General features: G+C 57.8%; 25 protein-coding genes and 1 other annotated feature. Of the genes, 16 read left to right on the top strand and 9 right to left on the bottom strand.

The annotated features are described in order from the left end of the window. Positions 1-11 precede the first annotated feature (11 nt). From yidC to rpmH, 4 genes are read right to left on the bottom strand one after another with little or no spacing between them, the layout of a single operon-like run. Positions 12-1655 (bottom strand): membrane protein insertase YidC, encoded by a 1644-nt coding sequence (yidC, locus tag ACJBF3_RS20000; RefSeq protein ID WP_045328695.1) that lies wholly within the window; start codon positions 1653-1655, stop codon positions 12-14. 2 nt (positions 1656-1657) lie between these two features. Then, the gene (yidD, locus tag ACJBF3_RS19995; RefSeq protein WP_001307474.1) at positions 1658-1915 is read right to left on the bottom strand and encodes a membrane protein insertion efficiency factor YidD; all 258 of its coding nucleotides are present in this window, start codon (positions 1913-1915) and stop codon (positions 1658-1660) included. Then, positions 1879-2238, bottom strand: coding sequence for a ribonuclease P protein component (gene rnpA / locus ACJBF3_RS19990; protein WP_032640303.1), 360 nt, complete (start codon positions 2236-2238; stop codon positions 1879-1881). The genes yidD and rnpA overlap by 37 nt, the downstream gene beginning before the upstream one ends. Before the next feature lie 16 nt (positions 2239-2254). After that, positions 2255-2395: a 50S ribosomal protein L34 gene (gene rpmH / locus ACJBF3_RS19985; RefSeq protein WP_000831330.1), complete on the bottom strand. Its 141-nt coding sequence runs from the start codon at positions 2393-2395 to the stop codon at positions 2255-2257. A gap of 599 nt (positions 2396-2994) precedes the next feature. Between rpmH and dnaA the strand changes: the two genes are divergently transcribed. From dnaA to gyrB, 4 genes are read left to right on the top strand one after another with little or no spacing between them, the layout of a single operon-like run. Further along, the gene (gene dnaA / locus ACJBF3_RS19980; protein WP_010426558.1) at positions 2995-4389 is read left to right on the top strand and encodes a chromosomal replication initiator protein DnaA; all 1395 of its coding nucleotides are present in this window, start codon (positions 2995-2997) and stop codon (positions 4387-4389) included. 4 nt (positions 4390-4393) lie between these two features. Then, positions 4394-5494: a DNA polymerase III subunit beta gene (gene dnaN, locus ACJBF3_RS19975; RefSeq protein ID WP_008500170.1), complete on the top strand. Its 1101-nt coding sequence runs from the start codon at positions 4394-4396 to the stop codon at positions 5492-5494. Further along, positions 5494-6567 carry a DNA replication/repair protein RecF gene (recF, locus tag ACJBF3_RS19970; protein WP_045260850.1) on the top strand — a complete coding sequence of 358 codons (1074 nt, stop codon included), beginning with the start codon at positions 5494-5496 and terminating at the stop codon, positions 6565-6567. The genes dnaN and recF overlap by 1 nt, the downstream gene beginning before the upstream one ends. A 28-nt stretch (positions 6568-6595) precedes the next feature. Further along, positions 6596-9007, top strand: a complete 2412-nt coding sequence (gyrB, locus tag ACJBF3_RS19965) for a DNA topoisomerase (ATP-hydrolyzing) subunit B (protein ID WP_045328692.1) — start codon at positions 6596-6598, stop codon at positions 9005-9007. 33 nt (positions 9008-9040) lie between these two features. Here the strand turns inward: gyrB and ACJBF3_RS19960 are convergent, their stop codons facing one another. Next, positions 9041-9976, bottom strand: coding sequence for a LysR family transcriptional regulator (locus tag ACJBF3_RS19960; RefSeq protein WP_045328690.1), 936 nt, complete (start codon positions 9974-9976; stop codon positions 9041-9043). Between the two features lie 110 nt (positions 9977-10086). Here ACJBF3_RS19960 and ACJBF3_RS19955 point away from each other — a divergent pair, with 110 nt between their 5' ends. The 3 genes from ACJBF3_RS19955 to ACJBF3_RS19945 all read left to right on the top strand — a co-directional run bounded on the left by ACJBF3_RS19955 (position 10087) and on the right by ACJBF3_RS19945 (position 13320). After that, complete coding sequence (locus tag ACJBF3_RS19955; protein WP_045328689.1) at positions 10087-11112, top strand: NAD(P)-dependent alcohol dehydrogenase; 1026 nt, start codon at positions 10087-10089, stop codon at positions 11110-11112. 115 nt (positions 11113-11227) lie between these two features. Next, on the top strand, positions 11228-12040 hold the full coding sequence (gene yidA, locus ACJBF3_RS19950; protein ID WP_045328687.1) for a sugar-phosphatase: 813 nt from the start codon (positions 11228-11230) through the stop codon (positions 12038-12040). A gap of 50 nt (positions 12041-12090) precedes the next feature. Continuing rightward, on the top strand, positions 12091-13320 hold the full coding sequence (locus ACJBF3_RS19945; protein ID WP_045328685.1) for a DUF3748 domain-containing protein: 1230 nt from the start codon (positions 12091-12093) through the stop codon (positions 13318-13320). On the opposite strand, the gene ACJBF3_RS19940 is transcribed toward ACJBF3_RS19945, so the two are convergent. Next, positions 13317-13649 carry a YceK/YidQ family lipoprotein gene (locus ACJBF3_RS19940; protein WP_045328684.1) on the bottom strand — a complete coding sequence of 111 codons (333 nt, stop codon included), beginning with the start codon at positions 13647-13649 and terminating at the stop codon, positions 13317-13319. The genes ACJBF3_RS19945 and ACJBF3_RS19940 overlap by 4 nt on opposite strands. Before the next feature lie 248 nt (positions 13650-13897). Continuing rightward, positions 13898-13969: a sequence feature (ROSE (Repression Of Heat Shock gene Expression) occurs in the 5'-region of heat shock genes and acts as an RNA thermometer to modulate expression.), on the top strand. On the opposite strand from ACJBF3_RS19940, the gene ibpA reads away from it, so the two are divergent. The 3 genes from ibpA (at position 13963) to ACJBF3_RS19925 (ending at position 16772) form a co-directional block, all read left to right on the top strand. Further along, entirely contained in the window at positions 13963-14373 is a 411-nt protein-coding gene (gene ibpA / locus ACJBF3_RS19935) for a small heat shock chaperone IbpA (protein ID WP_008500162.1), read from the top strand. (Overlaps the previous feature by 7 nt.) A gap of 136 nt (positions 14374-14509) precedes the next feature. Continuing rightward, positions 14510-14938 (top strand): small heat shock chaperone IbpB, encoded by a 429-nt coding sequence (ibpB, locus tag ACJBF3_RS19930; RefSeq protein WP_045328682.1) that lies wholly within the window; start codon positions 14510-14512, stop codon positions 14936-14938. Positions 14939-15110: 172 nt separating this feature from the next. Next, positions 15111-16772 carry a putative transporter gene (locus ACJBF3_RS19925; RefSeq protein ID WP_045328681.1) on the top strand — a complete coding sequence of 554 codons (1662 nt, stop codon included), beginning with the start codon at positions 15111-15113 and terminating at the stop codon, positions 16770-16772. Here the strand turns inward: ACJBF3_RS19925 and ACJBF3_RS19920 are convergent. Continuing rightward, positions 16740-17486, bottom strand: a complete 747-nt coding sequence (locus ACJBF3_RS19920) for a GntR family transcriptional regulator (RefSeq protein ID WP_032644234.1) — start codon at positions 17484-17486, stop codon at positions 16740-16742. The two genes, ACJBF3_RS19925 and ACJBF3_RS19920, sit on opposite strands and share 33 nt — an antisense overlap. Before the next feature lie 221 nt (positions 17487-17707). On the opposite strand from ACJBF3_RS19920, the gene ACJBF3_RS19915 reads away from it, so the two are divergent. The 4 genes from ACJBF3_RS19915 to ACJBF3_RS19900 all read left to right on the top strand — a co-directional run bounded on the left by ACJBF3_RS19915 (position 17708) and on the right by ACJBF3_RS19900 (position 21426). After that, on the top strand, positions 17708-19330 hold the full coding sequence (locus tag ACJBF3_RS19915) for an alpha-glucoside-specific PTS transporter subunit IIBC (RefSeq protein WP_045328679.1): 1623 nt from the start codon (positions 17708-17710) through the stop codon (positions 19328-19330). Continuing rightward, on the top strand, positions 19327-20649 hold the full coding sequence (locus ACJBF3_RS19910; RefSeq protein ID WP_045328677.1) for a 6-phospho-alpha-glucosidase: 1323 nt from the start codon (positions 19327-19329) through the stop codon (positions 20647-20649). Before ACJBF3_RS19915 ends, ACJBF3_RS19910 begins: the two co-directional genes overlap by 4 nt. A 92-nt stretch (positions 20650-20741) precedes the next feature. Next, positions 20742-21089: a YidH family protein gene (locus tag ACJBF3_RS19905; protein WP_024907384.1), complete on the top strand. Its 348-nt coding sequence runs from the start codon at positions 20742-20744 to the stop codon at positions 21087-21089. Continuing rightward, on the top strand, positions 21079-21426 hold the full coding sequence (locus ACJBF3_RS19900; protein WP_045328676.1) for a DUF202 domain-containing protein: 348 nt from the start codon (positions 21079-21081) through the stop codon (positions 21424-21426). The genes ACJBF3_RS19905 and ACJBF3_RS19900 overlap by 11 nt, the downstream gene beginning before the upstream one ends. A gap of 34 nt (positions 21427-21460) precedes the next feature. Here the strand turns inward: ACJBF3_RS19900 and dsdA are convergent, their stop codons facing one another. Beyond that, the gene (dsdA, locus tag ACJBF3_RS19895) at positions 21461-22747 is read right to left on the bottom strand and encodes a D-serine ammonia-lyase (RefSeq protein ID WP_045328675.1); all 1287 of its coding nucleotides are present in this window, start codon (positions 22745-22747) and stop codon (positions 21461-21463) included. A gap of 117 nt (positions 22748-22864) precedes the next feature. Here dsdA and dsdC point away from each other — a divergent pair, with 117 nt between their 5' ends. Both dsdC and ACJBF3_RS19885 read left to right on the top strand, forming a co-directional pair. Next, positions 22865-23782 carry a DNA-binding transcriptional regulator DsdC gene (dsdC, locus tag ACJBF3_RS19890; RefSeq protein WP_045328673.1) on the top strand — a complete coding sequence of 306 codons (918 nt, stop codon included), beginning with the start codon at positions 22865-22867 and terminating at the stop codon, positions 23780-23782. Between the two features lie 84 nt (positions 23783-23866). Beyond that, a complete protein-coding gene (locus ACJBF3_RS19885) occupies positions 23867-24955 on the top strand; it encodes a cellulase family glycosylhydrolase (RefSeq protein ID WP_045328671.1) in 1089 nt (362 codons plus the stop codon). Here the strand turns inward: ACJBF3_RS19885 and emrD are convergent. Beyond that, positions 24858-26042: a multidrug efflux MFS transporter EmrD gene (emrD, locus tag ACJBF3_RS19880; protein ID WP_045328712.1), complete on the bottom strand. Its 1185-nt coding sequence runs from the start codon at positions 26040-26042 to the stop codon at positions 24858-24860. The two genes, ACJBF3_RS19885 and emrD, sit on opposite strands and share 98 nt — an antisense overlap. Between the last annotated feature and the right edge of the window lie 113 nt (positions 26043-26155).

Below are 26155 nucleotides of genomic sequence, written 5' to 3'. Positions count from 1 at the left end.
AACTTATCGGATCAGGACTTTTTCTTTTCGCGGCTATGCAGGCCACGTTTTTCCAGACCACGGTAAATCAGCTGCTGCTGGATGATGGTCACCAGGTTGCTGACGATATAGTACAGCACCAGACCTGACGGGAACCACAGGAAGAACACGGTGAAGATGACCGGCATAAAGGTCATGATCTTCTGCTGCATCGGGTCGGTCACGGTGGTCGGCGACATCTTCTGGATGAAGAACATCGTCACGCCCATCAGGATCGGCAGGATGTAGTACGGGTCCTGTGCGGACAGGTCATGGATCCACAGGGCGAACGGCGCGTGGCGCAGCTCAACGGAACCCATCAGCATGTAGTACAGCGCAAGGAAGATTGGCATCTGAATCAGCAGCGGGAAGCAGCCACCCAGCGGGTTCACTTTCTCTGCTTTATACAGGGCCATCATTTCCTGGCTCTGACGCTGTTTGTCATCGCCCAGACGCTCACGCATTGCCTGAATCTTCGGCTGCAGCATGCGCATCTTCGCCATGGAGGTGTACTGCGCTTTAGTCAGCGGGTACATGATGCCACGAACGATGAAGGTGATAACGATGATGGAGAAGCCCCAGTTACCCAGGAAGCTGTGGATGAACTTCAGCAGCTTGAACAGCGGCTGAGAGATGAACCACAACCAGCCGTAATCCACGGTCAGATCCAGGTGCGGCGCAACGGCGGCCATTTTGTCCTGGATTTCCGGGCCGACCCACAGGGTGCTTGCCAGCTTACCGGTTTGACCCGGCTGCACCAGAACCGGCTGAGACTTGTAGCCGATGGCTGCAATACCGTTGCCCAGGTTCGCGGTGTAGAAGTTGTTGGTACCGTCGTTATTTGGCACCCATGCAGTCGCGAAATACTGCTGCAGCATCGCCACCCAACCGCCTTTAGCGCTGACGTTCAGGTTTTCGTTATCGGCAATGGTGTCGAATTTGTATTTCTCGTACTTCGCGTCAGGCGTGGAGTACGCCGCGCCACGGAAGGTATGCAGCGCAAAGTTGCTGCTTCCGGTGTCACGGTGAGACGGCAGATTGATGGACTGCTTCAGCTGACCGAAGGTAGACAGTTCCAGCGGTTTCGCACCGGTGTTCTGTACGCTGTAGCCCACGTTCACCGCATATTCACCGCGCTTCAGGGTGAAGGTTTTGGTGAAGGTGTTGCCTGCGGCGTCGGTGTAGGTCATCGGGATAACGAGCTCGTTCTGACCATCAGCCAGTACAAACGTGTCGTTCTCGACGTTATACAGTGGACGCGCGCCGTTAGCCGGGTTATCCGGGCCGTCACGACCGGTCAGGCCGCTCTGCGCCTGGTAGATAAACTCAGGCGTGGTTTCCAGTAACTGGAACGGTTCGTTAGACTTCAGCTCTTTCGGGTAGGTCAACAGCAGCGCCTGCTCAACATCACCACCACGGGTGTTGATAGTCAGCTCAAGCACGTCGGTTTTAACCGTAATCTGTTTCCCCTGGCCACTGGCCGGTACGCCCTGGTCGGCGGCGCTACCCGCTGCGGTGGTCGTAGTCTGCGTGGTCTGCTGCTGGGGTTGAGGATTTTTATCCTGCTCCCATGCCTGCCAGATCATGAAAGACACGAACAACAAAGCGATGATAAGAAGATTGCGTTGCGAATCCATCGTTAGTGTTCTCTGGTATCAAAGGGTCCTGGGGGGACGGGGTCGTCTCCACCGGGGTGTAAAGGGTGGCATTTTAATACGCGTTTCACCGTCAACCAACTGCCTTTTATCACTCCAAACCTGCGCAATGCCTCAATTCCGTAGCTTGAGCATGTTGGTGTGAAACGGCAGTGCGGCCCGAGTAGCGGACTAATCAGGCGTTGATAGACCCGAATGAGGGCTATCAGGACCCGTGAGCCAGGCGACAGTGGCGGCGCCATAATTTTTCCAACGCTTCCGAGAGAGCACGGTTATCGAGGTCGGCAACCCCTTTCTTCGCCACCACCACGAAATCCATTGAAGGCAGTTCGTGCTGACGTAAACGGAAGCTTTCACGCGTCAGACGTTTAATCCGATTGCGTTCATGCGCACGCTTAACATTTTTCTTGGCGACTGTGAGACCGATGCGGGGATGCCCCAGCGAATTTTGGCGGCCGAGGATGGTGATTTGCGGCGTGCCAGCCCGTAGTGGCTGCTGGAAGACGAAAGTGAAATGAGCGGGAGTTAACAAACGTAACTCCCTGGGAAATGCGAGCTTAACCACTCAGGGGTTAGCTTTATTACTTGGAAACGGTCAGACGAGCGCGGCCTTTAGCACGACGACGTGCCAGAACCTGACGACCATTTTTAGTAGCCATACGAGCACGGAAGCCGTGAGAACGGTTGCGCTTCAGTACAGACGGTTGAAAAGTGCGTTTCATGGCGATTTCTACCTAAACTTGAATAAATTCACTGACTTTTGCGTATACCCGAACGAGTTTCGAACGACTAACGCCTCAGCGTGGGTGATTAAAGAGGCCGGATTGTAATAATTGTACACTCCGGAGTCAATTCTCTTTCCTTATTTCCCGCGTATTTCCGCACGTTTTCGCGTGGAAAATGAGCAACGGACGACGCAGGAAGATGAGCATCACGCGCCGGGTCGAGGATTATACGGGCTCACCAACAAAGCGCAAGGATCGTCCTGGATCTTCGTTAGATCATTTAAGCAATAAATTGTCTGTGCTCATTAATTTTTCCAATATGCGGTCTAAATCGCGGGGCACGCGCGCCAGGATCGTTTACACTTACCCGGTTCCGGATCTTCCTGTGGATAAATCGGGAAGAATCTGTGAGAAACAGAAGATCTCTGGCTCAGTTTAGGCTATGATCCGCGGTCCCGATCGGGATCCCAGGATCCTGGTCAGGATAAATTGCAGATAGCAATTCGCACGTCACCCTTTGCACAGGGTCATGTCGATGTGCGCCAACAATCATGAATATTCAATAGTTTTCTTTTATTGTTCGAGTGGAGTCCGCCGTGTCACTTTCGCTTTGGCAGCAGTGTCTTGCCCGATTGCAGGATGAGTTACCAGCCACAGAATTCAGTATGTGGATCCGCCCGTTGCAGGCGGAACTGAGCGATAACACGCTGGCTTTGTATGCGCCAAACCGTTTTGTGCTCGATTGGGTAAGGGACAAGTACCTTAACAACATCAATGGACTGCTGAACGATTTCTGCGGGTCAGATGCCCCACAGCTGCGCTTTGAAGTGGGCACAAAGCCGGTCACCCAAACCGTTCGTGAAACCGTCAACGTCGCCGCGCCTGCTCAGGCTGCTCCTGCTCCAGCGCCTCGCGTTGCTCCCGCTCGTCAGGGCTGGGATAATGTCCCTGCACCGGCTGAGCCAACCTACCGCTCTAACGTTAACGTGAAGCACACGTTCGATAACTTCGTTGAAGGTAAGTCGAACCAGCTGGCGCGCGCGGCGGCTCGCCAGGTGGCTGATAACCCCGGTGGGGCCTACAACCCGCTGTTCCTCTATGGCGGCACGGGTCTGGGTAAAACGCACCTGCTGCATGCGGTGGGTAACGGCATTATGGCGCGCAAGCCCAATGCCAAAGTGGTGTATATGCACTCCGAGCGCTTCGTTCAGGACATGGTAAAAGCCCTGCAAAACAATGCGATCGAAGAGTTTAAACGCTACTACCGTTCCGTTGACGCGCTGCTGATCGATGACATCCAGTTCTTTGCCAACAAAGAACGATCGCAGGAAGAATTTTTCCACACCTTCAACGCCCTGCTGGAAGGCAATCAGCAGATCATTTTGACTTCAGATCGTTACCCAAAAGAGATCAACGGCGTTGAAGATCGTCTGAAATCCCGCTTCGGCTGGGGCCTGACCGTGGCGATCGAGCCACCGGAGCTGGAAACCCGCGTCGCGATCCTGATGAAGAAAGCTGATGAAAACGACATTCGCCTGCCGGGTGAAGTGGCGTTCTTCATTGCCAAGCGTCTGCGCTCCAACGTGCGTGAGCTGGAGGGGGCGCTGAACCGCGTTATCGCCAATGCCAACTTCACCGGTCGTGCGATCACTATCGATTTTGTGCGTGAAGCGCTGCGTGATTTGCTGGCATTGCAGGAAAAACTGGTCACAATCGACAATATTCAAAAGACGGTGGCCGAGTACTACAAGATCAAAGTGGCAGATTTACTGTCTAAACGTCGTTCCCGCTCGGTGGCGCGTCCGCGTCAGATGGCGATGGCGCTGGCAAAAGAGTTAACCAACCACAGCCTGCCGGAAATCGGCGATGCGTTTGGTGGCCGTGACCATACGACCGTGCTGCACGCGTGCCGCAAGATTGAGCAGTTACGCGAAGAAAGCCACGACATAAAAGAAGATTTCTCCAATTTAATCAGAACATTATCATCGTGACGCTATGAAATTTACCGTTGAACGTGAACATTTATTAAAACCGCTGCAACAGGTGAGTGGCCCATTAGGCGGCCGCCCAACGCTGCCTATTCTCGGAAACCTGCTGCTTCAGGTCGCGGACGGTACGCTGTCGCTGACCGGTACAGATCTGGAAATGGAAATGATCGCGCGCGTTACGCTGACGCAGCCTCACGACGCGGGCGCGACCACGGTTCCGGCACGTAAATTCTTTGACATCTGCCGCGGGCTGCCGGAAGGCGCTGAAATCGCCGTGCAGCTGGAAGGCGACCGTATGCTGGTGCGCTCTGGCCGCAGCCGCTTCTCGCTCTCCACGCTGCCTGCCGCAGACTTCCCGAACCTGGACGACTGGCAAAGTGAAGTTGAATTCACCCTGCCGCAGGCAACGATGAAGCGTCTGATTGAAGCCACGCAGTTCTCCATGGCGCACCAGGACGTCCGTTACTACTTAAACGGCATGCTGTTCGAAACCGAAGGCGAAGAGCTGCGTACCGTGGCCACCGACGGCCACCGTCTGGCGGTCTGTTCAATGCCGATTGGCGATTCGCTGCCGAACCATTCGGTGATCGTGCCGCGTAAAGGGGTGATTGAGCTGATGCGTATGCTCGACGGTGGCGATACGCCGCTGCGCGTGCAGATCGGCAGCAACAACATCCGCGCGCACGTGGGCGATTTTGTCTTCACCTCGAAGCTGGTTGACGGTCGTTTCCCGGATTATCGCCGCGTATTGCCGAAGAACCCGGACAAGACGCTGGAAGCGGGCTGCGATAGCCTCAAGCAGGCGTTTGCGCGTGCGGCCATTCTCTCTAACGAGAAATTCCGCGGCGTGCGTCTGTACGTGAGTGAAAACCAGATCAAAATCACCGCCAATAACCCGGAGCAGGAAGAGGCAGAAGAGATTCTGGACGTCACCTACGCCGGGGCTGAGATGGAAATTGGCTTCAACGTCAGCTACGTGCTGGACGTGCTGAACGCGCTGAAATGCGAAAACGTGCGCATTCTGCTGACCGACTCCGTTTCGAGCGTACAGATTGAAGATGCCGCATCACAGTCGGCTGCTTATGTTGTCATGCCAATGAGACTGTAATGTCGCTCACCCGTCTGTTGATCCGCGACTTTCGCAACATCGAAAGCGCGGATCTCGCTTTATCCCCCGGCTTTAACTTCCTGGTTGGCGCAAACGGCAGCGGCAAAACCAGCGTGCTGGAAGCCATCTATACGCTCGGCCACGGTCGGGCGTTTCGCAGTTTGCAGATTGGTCGCGTCATTCGCCACGAGCAGGAATCCTTTGTTCTGCACGGGCGTTTGCAGGGAGCGGAGCGGGAAACCGCCATCGGCCTGACGAAAGACAAGCAGGGCGACAGCAAGGTGCGCATCGACGGCACCGACGGCCACAAGGTGGCGGAGCTGGCGCTGTTGATGCCGATGCAGCTGATCACGCCCGAGGGGTTTACTTTACTCAACGGCGGCCCCAAATACAGAAGAGCGTTCCTCGACTGGGGATGCTTTCACAACGAAGCCGGTTTTTTTAACGCCTGGAGCAACCTGAAGCGTCTGCTCAAGCAGCGTAACGCCGCGCTGCGCCAGGTGACCCGTTACGCTCAGCTGCGTCCGTGGGACATGGAGTTAATCCCTCTCGCGGAACAGATCAGCCGCTGGCGTGCCGAATACAGCGCAGGGATCGCCGAAGACATGGCCGACACCTGCAAACAGTTTTTACCCGAATTCTCTCTCACCTTCTCTTTCCAGCGCGGCTGGGAGAAAGAGACGGATTATGCCGAGGTGTTAGAGAGAAGCTTCGAGCGCGACCGCATGTTGACCTACACCGCGCACGGCCCGCACAAGGCGGATTTCCGCATTCGTGCCGACGGTGCGCCGGTGGAAGACACGCTGTCGCGCGGGCAGCTCAAGCTACTGATGTGTGCGCTGCGCCTGGCACAGGGGGAGTTCCTCACTCGCGAGAGCGGGCGACGCTGCCTGTACCTGATAGATGATTTTGCCTCGGAACTTGACGACGCGCGGCGCGGGCTGCTTGCCAGCCGCTTGAAAGCCACGCAGTCGCAGGTTTTCGTCAGCGCGATTAGCGCTGAACACGTTATGGACATGTCGGACGAAAATTCGAAGATGTTTACCGTGGAAAAGGGTAAAATAACGGATTAACCCAAGTTGAAATGAGCGAGAAACGTTGATGTCGAATTCTTATGACTCCTCCAGTATCAAAGTCCTGAAAGGGCTGGATGCGGTGCGTAAGCGCCCGGGTATGTATATCGGCGACACGGATGACGGCACCGGTCTGCACCACATGGTATTCGAGGTGGTAGATAACGCTATCGACGAAGCGCTCGCGGGTCACTGTAAAGACATCGTGGTCACCATCCATGCGGACAACTCCGTCTCCGTCACCGATGACGGTCGCGGCATCCCAACCGGTATTCACCCGGAAGAGGGCGTCTCCGCGGCGGAAGTGATCATGACCGTGCTGCACGCAGGCGGTAAGTTCGACGATAACTCCTATAAAGTTTCCGGCGGCCTGCACGGCGTAGGCGTCTCCGTGGTTAACGCCCTGTCGCAGAAGCTGGAGCTGGTTATCCAGCGCGAAGGCAAAATCCACCGTCAGCTCTATACGCACGGCGTGCCGCAGGCACCGCTGGCCGTCACGGGCGACACCGACAAAACCGGTACCATGGTGCGTTTCTGGCCGAGCCTCGAAACCTTCACCAACGTCACCGAATTTGAATACGACATCCTGGCGAAACGCCTGCGCGAACTGTCGTTCCTCAACTCCGGCGTCTCGATTCGCCTGCGCGACAAGCGTGACGGCAAAGAAGACCACTTCCACTACGAAGGCGGCATCAAGGCGTTCGTTGAGTATCTGAACAAGAACAAAACGCCAATTCACCCGAATATCTTCTACTTCTCCACCGAAAAAGACGGTATCGGCGTGGAAGTGGCGCTGCAGTGGAACGACGGTTTCCAGGAAAACATCTACTGCTTCACCAACAACATTCCACAGCGTGACGGCGGTACTCACCTTGCAGGCTTCCGTGCGGCGATGACCCGTACCCTGAACGCCTACATGGACAAAGAAGGCTACAGCAAGAAAGCGAAGGTCAGCGCCACCGGCGACGATGCCCGTGAAGGCCTGATTGCCGTTGTCTCCGTGAAGGTGCCGGATCCGAAGTTCTCCTCGCAGACCAAAGACAAGCTGGTCTCTTCTGAGGTGAAATCGGCGGTTGAACAGCAGATGAACGAACTGCTGAGCGAATACCTGCTGGAGAACCCGTCCGACGCGAAAATCGTGGTGGGCAAAATTATTGATGCGGCACGTGCCCGTGAAGCGGCGCGTAAAGCCCGTGAAATGACCCGTCGTAAAGGCGCGCTGGACTTAGCCGGCCTGCCGGGCAAGCTGGCTGACTGCCAGGAACGCGACCCGGCGCTGTCCGAACTGTACCTCGTGGAAGGGGACTCCGCGGGCGGTTCTGCGAAGCAGGGCCGTAACCGTAAGAACCAGGCGATTCTGCCGCTGAAGGGTAAAATCCTCAACGTTGAGAAAGCCCGCTTCGACAAGATGCTCTCTTCTCAGGAAGTGGCGACCCTCATCACCGCGCTGGGCTGCGGCATTGGCCGTGACGAGTACAACCCGGACAAGCTGCGTTATCACAGCATCATCATCATGACCGATGCGGACGTCGACGGCTCGCACATTCGTACGCTGCTGTTGACCTTCTTCTATCGTCAGATGCCTGAAATCGTTGAACGTGGCCACGTCTACATTGCCCAGCCGCCGCTGTACAAGGTGAAGAAAGGCAAGCAGGAACAGTACATTAAAGACGATGAAGCGATGGATCAGTACCAAATCGCGATCGCCCTTGACGGTGCAACCCTGCACGCGAACTCCCACGCGCCTGCGCTGGCCGGTGAGCCGCTGGAGCGTCTGGTGTCCGAGTTCAACGCCACGCAGAAAATGATTACGCGTATGGAACGCCGTTATCCGAAAACGCTGCTGAAGGAGCTGGTTTATCAGCCAACCCTGACCGAAGCCGATCTGAGCAACGAGCAGACCGTCTCCCGCTGGGTGAACGCCCTGGTGACCGATCTGAACGAGAAAGAGCAGCACGGCAGCCAGTGGAAATGCGACGTTCAGCAGAACGCCGACCAGCAGTTCGAGCCGATCGTTCGCGTGCGTACCCACGGCGTCGATAACGACTATCCGCTGGAGCACGAGTTTGTCACCGGTCCGGAATATCGCCGTATCTGCACCCTCGGCGAGAAGCTGCGCGGCCTGATTGAAGACGATGCGTTCATCGAACGTGGCGAACGTCGTCAGCCGGTAGCCAGCTTCGAGCAGGCGCTTGACTGGCTGGTGAAAGAGTCCCGTCGCGGCCTCGCGATCCAGCGCTATAAAGGTCTGGGCGAAATGAACCCGGATCAGCTGTGGGAAACCACCATGGATCCGGAAAGCCGCCGCATGCTGCGCGTTACCGTTAAAGACGCGATTGCTGCAGACCAGCTGTTCACGACCCTGATGGGCGATGCGGTTGAACCACGTCGTGCCTTCATCGAAGAGAACGCCCTGAAAGCGGCAAATATCGATATTTAATCGGTTTGAAACCGCACGATACTGGCCGCGCGTTTAGCGCGGCTTTTTTATGGGCGCAGGCATATCCAGCGACATTGCGGACGGTAAACGGCTCGCCAGCGTATCTATCGCAATTCTTACCCTCAGCGGCAGATGCGGCGTCTGCTGCCAGACCGCATGAACGTCGAAACGCACCTCCGGCGCCTGCTTTAAGAGCGGGACGAGTTTCCCCTGATGAATCTCTTTGCTGACCATCCAGCAGGGCAGCCATGCAAGGCCGCGTCCGGCCAGGGCGGCGTCGCAGATCGCCTGTAAGTCATCCATATTGAGCGAAGAACGGGGAGTAAAGGTGTGTGACGTTCCTGCGTTATCCATCAGCTGCCAGGATAACACTCTGCCTGCGCGGAGATAGTTAATGGCCGTATGCTGGGGTAAGTCAGCCACGCTTTGCGGCTGTCCTTTCTTGAGCAAATACTCCGGCGCGGCGCACAGCACCATGCGGTGTTCTCCCAGCCTTCTGGCGACCAGCACGCTGCTGTCCTGCAGCGTGCCGTTACGCACCGCCATATCAAATCCCTCCTCGACGAGATCCACCACGCGGTCGCTGAATGACATCTCCAGTTCAAGCCCGGGGTGTTCCTGCGCCAGTTCAATCAATAGCGGGGCCACACACTGGCGGCCAAACAGCACCGGCATGGCAACGCGCAGGCGGCCGCTGACCTGCTGTTTTCCCGTTTCAAGCAGCGACTCTGCCCCGCGAATCTCCTCCAGCGCGCGCAGGCAGCGTTCATAAAAAAGCGCACCGTTATCGGTCAGCCTCTGGCTGCGGGTGGTGCGATGAAACAGCCGTACGCCCAGCCGTTGTTCAAGGCGAGCGATGCTTTTACCCACCGCCGAGCGTGACAAATGCAGGCGAATGGCGGCCTGAGCGAAACTCCCCGCCTCAACGGCGGCCACAAAAACAGGAATATCCTTCAGCGTATCGGTCATGGATTGTATCTACACGGGCGTCAATGTAGGGAAAACTTATCGCCACTGGTGACGTTGAGTCAACGCTAGACTGTCAGAACTAAAGCTCATCTGATGGCAGGAGAAATACAATGACAGAAACAATGCAGCGCTGGTCCATGGACACCCTTGGGCGTGAGAGCCTCAGACTCATTCAGGAGCCTCTTCCCGTGCCGGGAACGGGTGAAGTGCGCGTACGGGTGAATGCCGTTGCGCTCAACTATCGCGATAAAATGGTGATTGAAGGCACCATGCCGATCCCGCTCTCCTTCCCGTTTACCCCGGCGTCTGACATGGCGGGCGTGGTGGACAGCATTGGTGAAGGCGTCACGCGTTTCCAGCCCGGCGCGCGCGTCATCTCCACCTTCTTCCCGGAGTGGATCGACGGTAAGCCACAGGCTGACGCGCGCAATCTGCCCTATAAAACGTCCGGTGGCTTCTTTCAGGGAATGCTGGCCGAGTACGTGATTGTGAAGGAAGACGCGCTGGTGGCCTCTCCGGAAACCCTGGATGACGCCGAGGCCAGCACCTTACCCTGCGCGGGGCTTACCGCCTGGTTTGCGCTGGTGGAACGCGGCCAGCTGCGCGCCGGGCAATCGGTGCTGGTGCAGGGGACGGGCGGCGTGGCGATATTCGCTCTGCAAATTGCAAAAGCGCACGGCGCAGAGGTGTTTGTCACTTCGGGAAGTGATGACAAACTGGCGCTGGCCAAAAAGCTGGGGGCCAGCCGGGGCATCAACCGCCTGAAAGGCGACTGGGCTGAAAATACGCTGGCACTCACGCAGGATCGCGGCATCGACCATATTATCGAAACCGTAGGGGGCGAGAACCTGAAGCACTCCCTGCGCGCCGTTGCCGTTCACGGACGTATCTCGGTCATTGGCGTGCTGGCCGGAAGTGAGATTTCGCTGCCCGCAGGCGAACTGCTGCTGAAATCCCCGGTTATTCAGGGGATTGGCGTGGGACACCGTCGGGCGCTGGAAGATTTCGTCCGCGCCGTGGATGTAACGGGGCTGAAGCCGGTGATCGATCGTCGCTACCGCTTTGATGAACTTGAGCAGGCGCTTGAACACCTGGATCGCGGCGCGTTCGGTAAAATCGTTCTCACCCGCGAGTAAGTCATTACTCCCCGGGATACCGATAAAAGGGGCACTTCTGTTGCGCAATGTAGCTCTATTTTTGTGGGCTTAATCGCGTTAGCATGAGGCAGCACTCATTTATCCCGGGGAACTCATGGCTATCAAACTCATTGCAATCGACATGGACGGCACGCTGCTGCTGCCAGACCACACTATCTCTCCAGCGGTTAAGAACGCGATCGCCGCGGCACGCGCAAAGGGCGTGAATGTGGTGCTGACCACCGGACGTCCGTATGCGGGCGTGCACAGCTACCTGAAAGAGCTGCACATGAATCAGCCTGGCGACTACTGCATCACCTATAACGGCGCGCTGGTGCAGAAAGCCGCGGATGGCAGTACGGTTGCGCAAACCGCGCTGAGCTACGATGACTATCTGTTCCTGGAAAAACTGTCCCGCGAAGTGGGTTCCCACTTCCACGCGCTCGATCGCAACACGCTCTATACCGCCAACCGCGATATCAGCTACTACACGGTACATGAATCTTACGTAGCGACCATTCCGCTGGTGTTCTGTGAAGCGGAGAAAATGGACCCGGCAACGCAGTTCCTGAAAGTGATGATGATCGACGAGCCTGAGATCCTGGATAAAGCCATCGCGCGCATTCCGGCCGGGGTGAAAGAGAAGTACACCGTGCTGAAAAGTGCGCCGTACTTCCTCGAAATTCTGGATAAACGCGTCAATAAAGGCACCGGCGTTAAATCACTGGCCGATGCGCTGGGCATTAATCCGGACGAAATCATGGCGCTGGGCGACCAGGAGAACGACATCGCGATGATTGAGTTCGCCGGTATGGGCGTGGCGATGGACAACGCCATTCCGTCGGTGAAAGACGTGGCTAACTTCGTCACCAAATCCAATCTGGAAGACGGCGTGGCGTACGCGATTGAGAAGTTTGTGCTGAACTAAATACCCGCTTGCTATACCCTGATGCGATAACTGCGCATCGGGGTATCCTCATGAAACAAATCACCTTCGCTTCCCGTCATCATCAGCTCACGAATATCAATACCTGGACGCCGGACAGCCAGTGGCTGGTCTATGACGTGCGCCCGTCTGGTGCGTCGTTTACCGGTGAAACCATCGAGCGGGTCAATGTCGGGACGGGTGAGGTTGAGGTGATTTATCGCGCCACCGACGGGGCGCACGTTGGCGTGGTGACCGTTCATCCTGCGCAAGAGAAATACGTTTTTATTCACGGCCCGAAAAATCCGGATGTGGACTGGCGCTACGATTTTCACCATCGCCAGGGGGTAATTGCCCATCAAGGCCAGGTGAGCAACCTGGACGCGATGGATATCACCGCGCCTTACACCGCAGGCGCGCTGCGCGGCGGCAGCCACGTCCATGTCTTCAGCCCGAACGGGCAGCTCGTCAGCTTTACCTATAACGACCATGTCCTGCACGCGCGCGATCCAAAGCTCGATTTACGCAACGTCGGCGTGGCGGCGCCTTTCGGCCCGGTTAACCCGCCGGGGAACCATCCCCGTGAATATCCGGGAACCTTCTGGAGCGTGCTGGTCAGCCGCACAACGCCAGCGCCACGGCCGGGCAGCGACGAGATCAACCGCGCCTACGAAGAGGGCTGGGTAGGCAACAGCAGGCTGGCGTTTATCGGCGATACCCTCTCTGCGCAGGGCGAAAAAGTCCCGGAACTGTTTATTGTGGACCTGCCTGAAGATGAGCAGGGCTGGAAGCGTGCGGGCGATGCGCCGCTGCAGGGCACGCCAGAAACGCTGCCTGCGCCGCCAGCGGGCGTGATGCAGCGTCGGTTAACCTTCACACATCACACTCGCTATCCGGGCCTGGTGAACGTACCGCGTCACTGGGTGCGCAGCAATCCGCAGGGAACGCAGATCGCGTTTCTGATGCGGGATGATAACGGCATTGTGCAGCTGTGGCTGATCGCGCCTGAGGGCGGCGAGCCGCGCCAGCTCACCCATGCTGAGCGCGATATCCAGTCAGCGTTTAACTGGCACCCTTCTGGCGAACGTCTGGGGTTTGTGCTTGAAAATCGGATCGCCTGCTGCGATGCGCAGAGCGGAGAAGTGACGTTTTTGACGTCCGATCGTGACAATCCGCCGTCTGCGGATGCGGTCGTGTTTTCTCCGGACGGGCGCTTTATTGCGTGGATGGAAGAGACGAGCGGTTTCCGTCAGCTTTGGGTAACGGAAACCGCACAGAACTAGCGTGGGGGCAGGCTTGCGGGCGGGATGACGGCGTTTGTCGCCAGATTTTCCTGCTCGCTTTTCTCTACCCGTGAGCGCACGGAGCTGTCCTTACGAAACATATCCCACGGCAGCAGAAGCGTATCCGCCACGGCCGTAAACGGCATATCCAGGATAACCAGGGATTTAGTGCCCCAGTTTGTATCGTCATCGGAGATCATCGCCGCGCTGGCGCGCGTCCCCGGATATGTTCCTTCTTTACCGCCGGTGTGAGACATCACGCTCGAACACCCGCAAAGTAAAACTACCCCGCTGAACGTCGTCAGCTTTATCAGAACATTTTTCATCATCACTCAGTCATCGTTAATGGCACTGCATAGACCTGCAACTCAGGGTTATAGCGAGCCTTAACCAAAATGGATAGCCCGATAACCCCGCACTGTGGCAGCCATCGCAATTTAACCCTTTGTGCTGTTGTCCCAGTCTAAGCGAGATGCAGGAAAGTGCAAAAAAAAGTGCAGTCGTCGCGCTTGAAAAGCCCGGTTGCAGACCCATTTTATGATTGTGGCCCGATAACGAACTCGCCTGATGGGTGTTCGGGGGCGCAAAGGCCTGTCCATGGTGGAAGGCTACAATTTCTCGCTGATTTCAGGAGTTTTATTTATGCGTAACTTCGATCTTTCTCCGCTATACCGTTCTGCAATTGGTTTTGACCGCCTGTTTAACCATTTAGAAAATAACCAAAGCCAGAGCAACGGCTACCCTCCTTACAATGTTGAGCTGGTTGACGAAAACCACTACCGCATCGCCATTGCCGTGGCCGGTTTTGCAGAAAACGAACTGGAGATCACCGCGCAGGACAACCTGCTGGTGGTGAAAGGTTCCCATACGGCCGAGCAGAAAGAACGTACCTACCTCTACCAGGGCATCGCCGAGCGCAACTTTGAACGCAAGTTCCAGTTAGCCGAGAACATTCACGTCAAGGGCGCGAACCTGGTCAACGGCCTGCTGTTTATCGAACTGGAACGCGTGATTCCGGAAGAGAAAAAACCGCGCCGTATCGAAATTAACTAATTATGCGGGTCGCAAACGCGGCCCACCCAGACTTGCTTGCCGTAACGGGAGCATATGCGAATCCATCCGGATTTGCAGGAACAACTGCGCACAAAATTAAACTGTGCCGAACTCGCTTCTCAGAAGGAGATTTAGTATGCGTAACTATGATTTATCCCCCCTGCTGCGTCAGTGGATTGGTTTTGACAAACTGGCCAACGCCCTGCAAAGCACCACCGAGCAACAGACGTTTCCGCCGTACAACATCGAAAAAAGCGACGATAACCACTATCGCATCACCCTCGCGCTGGCCGGCTTCCGCCAGGAGGATCTGGACATCCAGCTCGAAGGCACTCGCCTGACCGTGAAGGGTACGCCGGAAAAACAAGAGACCGAACCCAAATGGCTGCACCAGGGGCTGGTTAACCAGCCGTTTAGCCTGAGCTTTACCCTGGCAGACCATATGGACGTCTCCGGCGCAACGTTCACCAACGGGCTGCTGCATATTGACCTGACCCGTAACGTGCCGGATGCCATCGCGCCGCAGCGTATCGCCATTAGCGACCGGCCAGCGTTAAACAGCTAACAAGTCCGCCGAACCTGTAGGTCGGGTAAGGCGCAGCCGCCACCCGACAATACTCACAGACTGCACAAAGCCCTGCCCCGGCAGGGCTTTTTTGTGCGCCATCGCCCATACAACAGCCGACGGCTCTGAGAGAATCCTTACCATAACTAAGGTTATGCCAAGGAAGTGGATCATGAGTGATATCGCGTTAACCGTTAGCGTGTTGGCCCTGGTCGCTGTTGTTGGCCTGTGGATAGGGAATATCAAAATCCGCGGCGTCGGGTTTGGGATAGGCGGAGTGCTGTTTGGCGGCATTTTTGTCGGGCACTTTGCCGACAAGCTCGGGCTGGTCCTTAGCGCCGAAATGCTCCACTTTACGCAGGAGTTCGGCCTGATCCTCTTCGTTTACACCATCGGTATTCAGGTAGGGCCGGGGTTTTTCGCCTCTCTTCGGGTCTCCGGATTACGGCTCAACCTGTTTGCCCTCGGCATCGTGGTGATGGGCGGGCTGGTCACCGCCATTCTGCACAAAATCTTCGATATCCCGCTGCCCGTGGTGCTGGGCATTTTCTCCGGGGCGGTCACTAACACGCCCGCGCTCGGTGCCGGGCAGCAAATCCTGCGCGATTTGGGCATAGAACCCGGCATTGTCGACCAGATGGGGATGAGCTACGCCATGGCCTATCCGTTTGGGATTTGCGGCATTCTCCTCTCCATGTGGCTGGTGCGCGTCCTGTTTCGCATTAACGTCGACAAAGAGGCGAAAGACCACGAAACCACGCTCACCAACGGCCATATGCCGATCAAAACCATCAACATTCGGGTTGATAACCCCAACCTGAACAATATGGCGATTCAGGACGTGCCGATCCTGAACAGCGCCAACATCATCTGCTCCCGCCTCAAGCGTGACGATATGCTGATGGTGCCCGCGCCCGGCACCGTTATTCAGCAGGGCGATCTGCTGCACCTGGTCGGCCAGCCCGGGGACTTAAACAACGCGCGGCTGGTGATTGGCCAGGAAGTGGATACTTCGCTCTCAACCCGCGGCACCGATATGCGCGTGGAACGCGTTGTGGTGACCAACGAGCACGTTCTGGGCAAGAAAATACGCGATTTGCAGGTAAAAGAGCGCTACGACGTGGTGATCTCCCGGCTTAACCGTGCGGGTGTTGAGCTGGTCGCCAGCCCGGAGGCCAGCCTGCAGTTCGGGGATATCCTCAACCTGGTCGGCCGCCCGTCGTCCATCGACGCCGTGGCGGATATGGTGGGTAACGCCCAGCAAAAACTGCAGCAGGTGCAGATGCTGCCGGTGTTTATCGGCATCGGGCTCGGCGTGCTGCTCGGCTCTATTCCGCTGTACGTGCCGGGCTTCCCGGTGGCGCTCAAGCTGGGCCTGGCGGGCGGGCCGCTGATTATGGCGCTGATCCTCGGGCGCATCGGCTGCATCGGCAAGCTCTACTGGTTTATGCCGCCGAGCGCCAACCTGGCGCTGCGCGAGCTGGGTATCGTGCTGTTCCTGGCGGTGGTCGGGCTGAAGTCCGGCGGGGATTTTGTCGATACCCTGGTCAAGGGCGAAGGGATGAGCTGGGTCGGCTACGGCATCTTTATTACGGCGATTCCTTTGCTGACGGTGGGCATTCTGGCGCGAATGTTCGCCAAAATGAACTACCTGACGCTGTGTGGGATGCTGGCGGGCTCCATGACCGATCCGCCCGCGCTGGCCTTTGCCAACAACCTGCACGCCACCAGCGGCGCGGCGGCGCTCTCGTACGCCACCGTCTACCCGCTGGTGATGTTCCTGCGCATCATCACCCCGCAGCTACTGGCGGTGCTGTTCTGGGGGATGGGCTAGCAGGTCGTCCGGGTGGATGCGCCGCAGATGGTAGTCCACCTGATAATCACTGGTATTTCGGAACATCACGGAATAATTGAGGAACTCGCCGCTGTCGCTGTAGGAAAGGGAGGTGATACGCAGCAGCGGCGTCTGTTCCGGCAGGTTCATATAACCCGCCAGCTGTTTATCGGCCAGCACCGGCGTCAGGCTCTCGTAGTTGCCGCTGATGGTGATCCCGCACTCCTTCTCGATGTAATCAAACTTTGACCCTTCCAGATGCGCCAGCGACAGATTGCGGAACAGCTTCACCGGCATAAAGCTGTCCTCCAGCATCAGCGGTTTTCCGTCCACGTAGCGCACCCGCCGGGAAAAGTAGATCCGTTCATCCACCTGAATCCGCAGCTGGCTGGCGATGGCGGGCGGCGCGGGCATCACTTCGAACTGCAGCACCTTGCTCTGCACCTCTTTTCCCTGCTGGCGCAGCACCTCCACCAGCCCGGTCAGGTTGGTGGTTTCGTGGTGAACGTCCTTGCGCGAGACAAACGTTCCGCTCCCGTGCCGTCGTTCAACCAGCCCCCAGCCCACGAGGAGATCCAGCGCCTTGCGAATGGTCATGCGCGCCACGCCGAACTCCTGCGCCAGCGCTTTTTCGCCGGGCAGCGGGCTGCCGATGTTGTAGTCCGACGAATTCAGCCGCAGCCGCAATCTGTCGGCGATAGATTTGTAGATCACCAGTAGACCTCTCTGCCCCCATTATGGCGTCGGTTACGTCTTCACATGTCCATATTTACAACGAAAAGTAGACCTGATTGGTCAAAATAAAACCATGAATGCGATCACGAATCGCAGCGGCACGCCATGTTCGCGCATCAGTAAGTTCTTATGCTCACCTCAGGCCAGCAAAAAACCATAAAGGCCTCTACCCCTACAGGTTGTTTCATGAGGATTTAAAAATGCTCAGTCAAATACAACGTTTCGGCGGTGCCATGTTTACCCCGGTGTTGCTGTTCCCCTTCGCCGGGATCGTGGTGGGAATCGCCATCATGCTTCGCAATCCGCTGTTTGTCGGCGAAGCCTTAACGGCCCCTGATAATCTGTTCGCACAAATTGTTCACATCATTGAAGAAGGCGGCTGGGCGGTGTTTCGCAATATGCCGCTGATTTTTGCCGTTGGCCTGCCGATTGGCCTGGCGAAGCAGGCGCAGGGCCGCGCCTGTCTGGCGGTGCTGATTAGCTTTCTGACCTGGAACTACTTCATCAACGCGATGGGGATGACCTGGGGCCACTTCTTCGGCGTCGACTTCTCCGCCGAACCGACCGCCGGAAGCGGGCTGGCGATGATTGCCGGGATCAAAACGCTCGATACCAGCATCATCGGCGCCATCGTGATTTCGGGCATCGTCACCGCCATCCACAACCGCTATTTCGACAAGCCGCTGCCGGTTTTCCTGGGGATTTTCCAGGGCAGCTCCTTCGTTGTTATCCTCGCGTTCTTCGTCATGATCCCCTGCGCCTGGCTGACGCTGCTGGGCTGGCCGAAAGTGCAGATGGGCATTGAGTCACTGCAGGCGTTCCTGCGCTCCGCCGGTGCGCTGGGCGTGTGGGTGTATACCTTCCTGGAACGCATTCTGATTCCAACCGGATTGCACCACTTCGTCTACGGCCCGTTCATCTTCGGCCCGGCGGCGGTGGAGGGCGGGATCCAGGTCTACTGGGCGCAGCACCTGCAGGAATTCAGCCAGAGCACCCTGCCGCTGAAAACCCTCTTCCCGGAAGGCGGGTTCGCGCTGCACGGCAACGCCAAAGTGTTCGGTTCGGTCGGGATTGCGCTGGCGATCTGGTACACCGCGTCGCCGGAAAACCGCGTCAAGGTGGCGGGCCTGCTGATACCGGCCACGCTCACCGCCGTGCTCGTCGGCATTACGGAACCGCTTGAATTCACCTTCCTGTTTATCTCACCGCTGCTGTTTGCCGTTCACGCCGTGCTGGCAGCCACCATGGCAACGGTGATGTACACCTTCGGCGTGGTCGGCAACATGGGCGGCGGCCTGCTGGACCAGTTCCTGCCGCAAAACTGGATCCCGATGTTCCACAATCACGCCTCAACGGTCTTCATCCAGATCGCTATCGGCGTCTGCTTCACCGGCATCTACTTCGTGGTCTTCAAAACGCTGATTGCGCGTCTGAACCTCAAAACGCCGGGCCGGGAGGAGAGCGAAATCAAGCTCTACAGCAAGGCCGACTATAAGGCGGCGCGCGGGCAAACTACCGCCCCGGCGGCGGCCAGCCAGCAGGTCGGACAGGCCGCCGGATTCCTGCAGGCGCTCGGCGGCGCGGCCAACATCGAGAGCATCAACAACTGCGCCACCCGCCTGCGTATCACCCTGGTCGATATGGCCAAAACGCAAAGCGATGACGTCTTCAAAGCCCTCGGCGCCCACGGCGTGGTGCGACGCGGCAACGGCATTCAGGTGATTGTCGGTCTGCACGTTCCTCAGGTGCGCGACCAGCTGGAATCGCTGATGAAAACCCCTTTATCGAATGAACAAACCACCCTGACAGAGGCTATATCATGAAAAAATTCTCAGTTGTCATTGCAGGCGGCGGCAGCACCTTTACGCCTGGTATCGTCCTGATGCTGTTAGCCAACCGTGACCGTTTCCCGCTGCGCGCCCTGAAGTTCTATGACAACGACGGCGCGCGTCAGGAAACCATCGCCGAAGCGTGCAAAATCATCCTTAAGGAGCAGGCGCCGGAGATTGAATTCAGCTACACCACCGATCCGAAAGCGGCGTTTAGCGATGTGGATTTCGTGATGGCGCATATCCGCGTGGGCAAATACCCGATGCGTGAAAAAGATGAAAAGATCCCGCTGCGCCACGGCGTGCTGGGCCAGGAAACCTGCGGGCCGGGCGGCATCTCCTACGGCATGCGCTCTATCGGCGGCGTGCTGGAGCTGGTGGATTATATGGAGCAGTACTCCCCGAACGCGTGGATGCTGAACTACTCAAATCCGGCGGCGATTGTCGCGGAGGCCACGCGTCGCCTGCGTCCAAACGCCAAAATCCTCAACATCTGCGATATGCCGATCGGCATTGAAGGGCGTATGGCGCAGATTGTCGGCCTGAAAGACCGCAAAGAGATGCGCGTGCGCTACTACGGCCTGAACCACTTCGGCTGGTGGACGTCGATTGAAGATCTCAACGGCAACGATCTGATGCCGAAGCTGCGCGAATACGTGGCGAAAAACGGCTATGTGCCGCCTTCAGAAGATGCGCATACCGAAGCGAGCTGGAACGATACGTTCGCCAAGGCAAAAGACGTGCAGGCGCTGGATCCGGACACCATGCCGAACACCTATCTGAAATACTACCTGTTCCCGGACTACGTGGTCGCGCATTCCAACCCGGAACGCACCCGCGCCAATGAAGTGATGGATCACCGTGAGAAGCACGTGTTCAGTTCCTGCCGGGCAATTATCGAGGCGGGCAAATCCTCCGCCGGTGAGCTGGAAATCGACGAACATGCGTCGTACATCGTCGATCTGGCGACGGCAATTGCCTTTAATACCCAGGAGCGGATGCTGCTGATCGTGCCAAATAACGGGGCCATTCATAACTTTGATGCCGATGCGATGGTGGAGATCCCATGTCTGGTGGGCCATAACGGACCGGAGCCGCTTACGGTGGGCGATATTCCGCACTTCCAGAAAGGGCTGATGAGCCAGCAGGTGGCGGTGGAAAAACTGGTAGTGGACGCCTGGGAGCAGCGCTCGTATCAGAAACTCTGGCAGGCGATTACCCTGTCCAAAACCGTGCCGAGCGCGTCCGTTGCGAAAGCGATTCTGGATGACCTGATCGAGGCCAATAAAGGCTACTGGCCAGAGCTGCACTAACCTTCCTGACCGGCATCGCCCGATGCCGGTCTCCTTGTCCTTGTCGATTTACGCTATGCTGAAGCCTGCCCGCAGCACGACAAGGAACCTTCATGAAAATTTCCCGCCTCGGGGAAGCGCCGGACTACCGCTTCTCTCTGGCTAATGAGCGCACGTTTTTAGCGTGGATCCGCACCGCGCTGGGCTTTCTTGCCGCCGGGGTGGGGCTCGATCAGCTTGCGCCTGATTTCGCCACGCCGCTGATACGCGAGGTGCTGGCGCTGCTGCTGTGCCTGTTCGCGGGCGTGCTGGCGATTTACGGCTATCTGCGCTGGCTGCGCAACGAGAAGGCAATGCGCCTGAAGCAGGATCTGCCCTACACGCGCGGGTTACTCATCATCAGCGCGATCCTGCTGGCGGTGGCGGGCGTGGTGATGGTGCTGGTGTTCTATGGCGGATAGCCGCAAAGCGCGACGCGAAGCGGACCCCGGCCTGCAGCCGGAGCGGACGTCGCTCGCCTGGCTGCGCACGCTGCTGGGGTATGGCGCGCTGATTGCCCTGGCGATTAAGCACAACTGGCACCGCACGGGGGTGCCGTTCTGGATCTCGATTGTTGTGCTGGCGCTGGTGGCGATCGTTTTATGGCGCTATACCCGCAGCCGTAACCTGATGGACGTGGCGCAGGACGATTTTATACAGCCGAAAGCGGTGCGGGATAAGTTCCTGATCGCGCTGGCCGTGCTGTCTCTGTCTTTACTTTTTGCAGTTACTCACCTTCAGCAAATTGCGGGCTTATAAGCCCGGTGGCGGCTACGCCTTACCGGGCCTACGGTTAACGACCTTGTGCTAAATACTTCGCCATCTCGTCTTCCGGCACCATCCCGCCGCCGGTTGCCCATACCAGGTGGGTAACGCTGGCATCTGACTGAACGCGTACCGGTCCGGCCATGCCCGCCAGCGCGGACGGTTCCAGCCGAATGCCTTCCTCCTGCGCCAGCCAGCCGAGCATGTCGTACATGCTCCGATCGGAAAGCGTATAGAACCCGTCGAGCAGGCGCTCCATCGCGCGGCCCACGAAGCCGGACGCGCGCCCGACCGCCAGCCCGTCCGCCGCCGTCACGTTATCAATGCCCAGATCCTGTACCGCAATCTCATCGTGCAGGCCGGTGTAGACGCCCAGTAGCATGCACGGGGAGTGCGTGGGCTCCGCGAAGAAGCAGTGGACGTTATCGCCAAAGGCCAGCTTCAGGCCAAACGCCACGCCGCCGGGGCCGCCGCCGACGCCGCAAGGCAGGTAGACGTACAGCGGGTGTTCCGCATCCACCACGCGGCCCTGTGCGGCAAACTGCGCCTTCAGCCGCTCGCCCGCCACCGCATAGCCCAGGAACAGGGTGCGGGAATTTTCATCGTCAATGAAGAAGCAGTTCGGATCGCTTTCCGCCGCCTTGCGCCCCTGTTCCACCGCCACGCCGTAGTCATGCTCATACTCCACGACGATGACGCCGTGGCTGCGCAGTTTGGCTTTCTTCCACTCGCGGGCGTCGGCGGACATATGCACCGTCACCTTAAAGCCGATGCGTGCGCTCATAATGCCGATGGACATCCCCAGGTTGCCGGTAGAGCCTACCGCAATGCTGTACTGGCTGAAGAAGTCCTTAAAGCGCGGCTCCAGCAGGATGCTGTAGTCATCTTCAACGCTCAGCAACCCGGCTTCCAGCGCCAGTTTCTCCGCGTGGGTCAGCACCTCGTAGATGCCGCCGCGCGCTTTAATCGAGCCGGAGATCGGCAGATGGCTGTCTTTTTTCAGCAGCAAGGTGCCGGGAATGGTTTTGCCAGATTCCTTCTCCAGCCGCGCCTGCATGGCCGGAATGGCGACCAGTTCGGATTCAATCATCCCATTCGTGGCTGCCGTCTCCGGGAAGGCCTTCGCCAGATACGGCGCGAAGCGGTTGAGGCGCGCGTGCGCGTCGTCCACGTCGGCTTTGGTCAGCCCGACGTAAGGCAATCCTTCCGCCAGCGTGGTGGTGCGCGGGTTAAGCCAGGTCGTTTCTTTCAGGGCTATCAAATCCTCAATCAGAGGGAACTGTGCGGTCAGGGCCGCAGCGCGTGCGTTTGCCATTGTTCATCTCGTCGCAATCGGGTCGTGTGGGGTATTGGATAAAAAAAGAGGCATACTGACAAATGATATATATTGCGTTTCAGGTGAGCCAGATTGGATCAAACGCGGAGGAAAGGCGTGACGGATGCTCAGAATCGGCTGCTAAACGGCTGGCAGCTTTCAAAAATGTACACCTTTGAAGTGGCCGCCCGGCATGAGTCCTTCGCCCTGGCGGCGGCGGAGCTTTCGCTCAGCCCCAGCGCGGTAAGTCACCGCATCAACCTGCTGGAAGAGGAGCTGGGTATTCAGCTGTTTGTCCGCTCGCACCGTAAGGTTGAGCTGACGCCGGAGGGAAAACGCGTTTACTGGACGCTGAAATCGTCGCTGGACACCCTGAATCAGGAGATCCTGGATATTAAAAACCAGGCGCTCTCCGGCACGCTGACGATCTACTCCCGACCGTCGATCGCTCAGTGCTGGCTGGTGCCCATGCTGGGCGACTTTACCCGCCGCTACCCGTCGATTTCACTCACCGTCCTGACCGGCAATGACTACGTTAATATGCAGCGAACGGGCGTCGATCTGGCGCTCTATTTCGACGATACGCCGCCAAAAAACCTTTCTCATCACTTCCTGATGGACGAGGAGATTTTGCCCGTCTGTTCACCGCAGTATGCCCGCGAGCACGATCTGCTGAAAAATCCCGATAACCTCGGCCACTGTACGCTGCTGCACGACCGTCAGGCCTGGAGCAATGATTCCGGCACGGATGAGTGGCTGAGCTGGGCGCAGCATTTTGCGGTGAATATGCCGCCATCGTCGGGCATTGGTTTCGATCGCTCAGATTTAGCGATTATTGCGGCCATCAACCACGTCGGCGTGGCGATGGGCAGAAAGCGGCTGGTGCAGAAACGGCTCGAACGGGGTGAGCTGATCGCCCCGTTTGGTGACAAGACCCTGAAATGTCATCAGCACTACTATATTTCAACGCTTTCTGGCCGTCAGTGGCCGAAAATAGATGCCTTTATCGGCTGGCTGAGAGAACGGGCAGGTTGAAGAATTATTACGCTTTCGCGCTACACCAAATGTGAAAAAGCGTGCTAAATACAGGTAATGCTTTCGATTTATCCAGGGTAAACCGTGTTAAAGCCTTTTATTGTCTCTGCATTACTGATCTCTTCCGGCTGGGCCATTGCCGCCGAGCCGCCGCTGACGGCTGCCCGTTATGCGCAGCAGCTGGGCGTCGGGATGGATGTGGACTGGGCGCGCACCGAGCGCGGGATACGTGAATTCGACCCGCTGGAGGTCCGCGATTTTCGTGCTAAAGGCATTACCCACGTGCGCATCCGCGTGGCCGATGAGCCGACGGAAGCGCGGCTGATCCACCTGCGCAAGCTGGTGGAGGCCTGCGAGCAGTATGGCGTGATCCCGATAGTCGCGTACCAGGCTGACGAATATAAAAACGACCCGAAAGCCGATAACGAGAAAGAGACCATCAACTGGTGGATTGCCGTGGCGCACTATTTCGGCCAGAGCTACCCGCTGCTGGGGTTTGATCTCATTTACGAGCCGGCCGACAAGCTTAACCACAACCTGGCGTCGTTAAACCGCGTGTATGAAAAAACCATTAAGGCAATCCACGATATCGACCCGCAGCGCATGATCTTCATTGCACCACGCCTGCGCGCCGCGCCGGAGGATTTATCCAGCCTGAAGCTGCCCGCGCACAGCCAGAACTACCTGCTGGCGGAGTGGCATATTTTCCCGTGGGGGCCGCTAAAAAACAGCGGTAAATACCCGTGGACGTCCGGCACGGCGGCGGAGAAAGCGGCTATCCATAACCGCATCAATACCGCACTGCGCTGGCAGCAAAAAACCGGGCACGTTAGCTGGGTCGGGGGCTGGGGCGTAGGTGAATCAAGCCGCGTCACGCCAACCGCCTCGCAAATAGCCTTCGCCACCTTTATGGCCTGCGAGCTGCAAAAAGCGAAAATCCCGTATGCGCTTAACGCAGATTTCCAGTTTTACGACGGGGAAGAGGGAGCCTGGCGGCCTGCGCCGGAGCCGCTTTTGCAGGCGATGATGACGCCCGTTTGTGAAAAGCCCGGCGAGAAGCCGGGCCATCATGCCGTTAAACCGGCTGCTCGTGATGCGGAACACGCGACGCCAGCGGCAGCCAGCACAGTAAAATCAGCAGCCCCATCAGCGTCATCAGCAAACCCAAACTAGCCTGCCCGGTTTGCGGCATCATCGCCGAGAGCCAGGCCAGCGCGCCGGAGCCGATATTCTGCAAACCGCCCACCAGCGCGCCCGCCGTGCCCGCGAGGAACGGGAACGGCTCCATCGCGCCGCTGGTCGCCAGCGGGAACAGCATCCCCGCGCCGAAGAAGAACAGCGCCGCCGGGATGAGCAGCGTCCAGACGGTCATCACGCCGAACAGCCCCGGGATCCACATCATCAGCCCTGCCAGCAGGCAGCTGATCACCGACTGCCACATCAGCGTGGAGAAACGCTTGTTCTGACGTCCGGCAAACCACGCGCCGAAGAACGCCGCCGGGATCGGCAGAATAAACAGAATGCTCACTACCATACTGCTCAGGCCAAGCCCTGCGCCCAGCAGCACGCCGGAGCAGGCTTCGAACACCGCAATGCCCGCCAGGCCGCCGATCAGCATAAGCAGATAGCAGGTAAAAGAACCGTTGCCGAACAGCGTCTTATAGCTGGCGAGAAGCTTCGTGCGCGGGGCGTCCACTGGGCGCGTTTCCGGCATCCAGCGCGCCATGCTGAAGGTGACAATCACGCACAGCACCAGCAGGAAGGCGTAGCAGGCGCGCCAGGACCACATCGTGTCCAGCAGGCCGCCAATCAGCGGCGCCAGCAGCGGGCTGACCAGAATCCCCATGTTCAACAGGCTATTGGCATGACGAAGCTGGGTGCCCTGGTACATATCGCGCGGTAAGGTTCGCGCCATCACCCCGCCGACGCCGGTCCCGACGCCCTGCAGCGCGCTGGCGGCAATCAGTACGGTCAGGTTATGGGTGGTCATCGCAATGACCGTCGCAACCATGAATATGCTCATGCCGATCAGGATCACCGGGCGACGCCCGACGCGGTCGGACAGCGGGCCGTAGAAAAGTTGCGAGACGCCGTAGGTCAGCAGGTAGGCGGCCATTACGCTCTGTACCGCGCCCTCGCGGACGTTTAGTTCCTTTGCCATGTCGGCGATCGCCGGAATGTAGATGGTTTGCGCCATCTGACCGACGGCCACCAGTAACACCAGCATCAACAATAAGTTAACGTTCCTTTGTTTTTTCATGTCGCTGAATACTTTTGCCAAAAGAGAAAAATGAAGAATAAGTGACTGCGCATTCCCATAAATGCGCGAGGAATCTACCACAGTAAAATGACAATTTAATCATTGTGGTGGTG

Origin of the sequence: Enterobacter sp. PP-008-ECC_S150, assembly GCF_045257065.1 — a bacterium.
GTDB classification, from domain to species: Bacteria; Pseudomonadota; Gammaproteobacteria; order Enterobacterales; family Enterobacteriaceae; genus Enterobacter; species Enterobacter chengduensis.
This window is presented reverse-complemented; position numbering and strand designations above follow the sequence as displayed.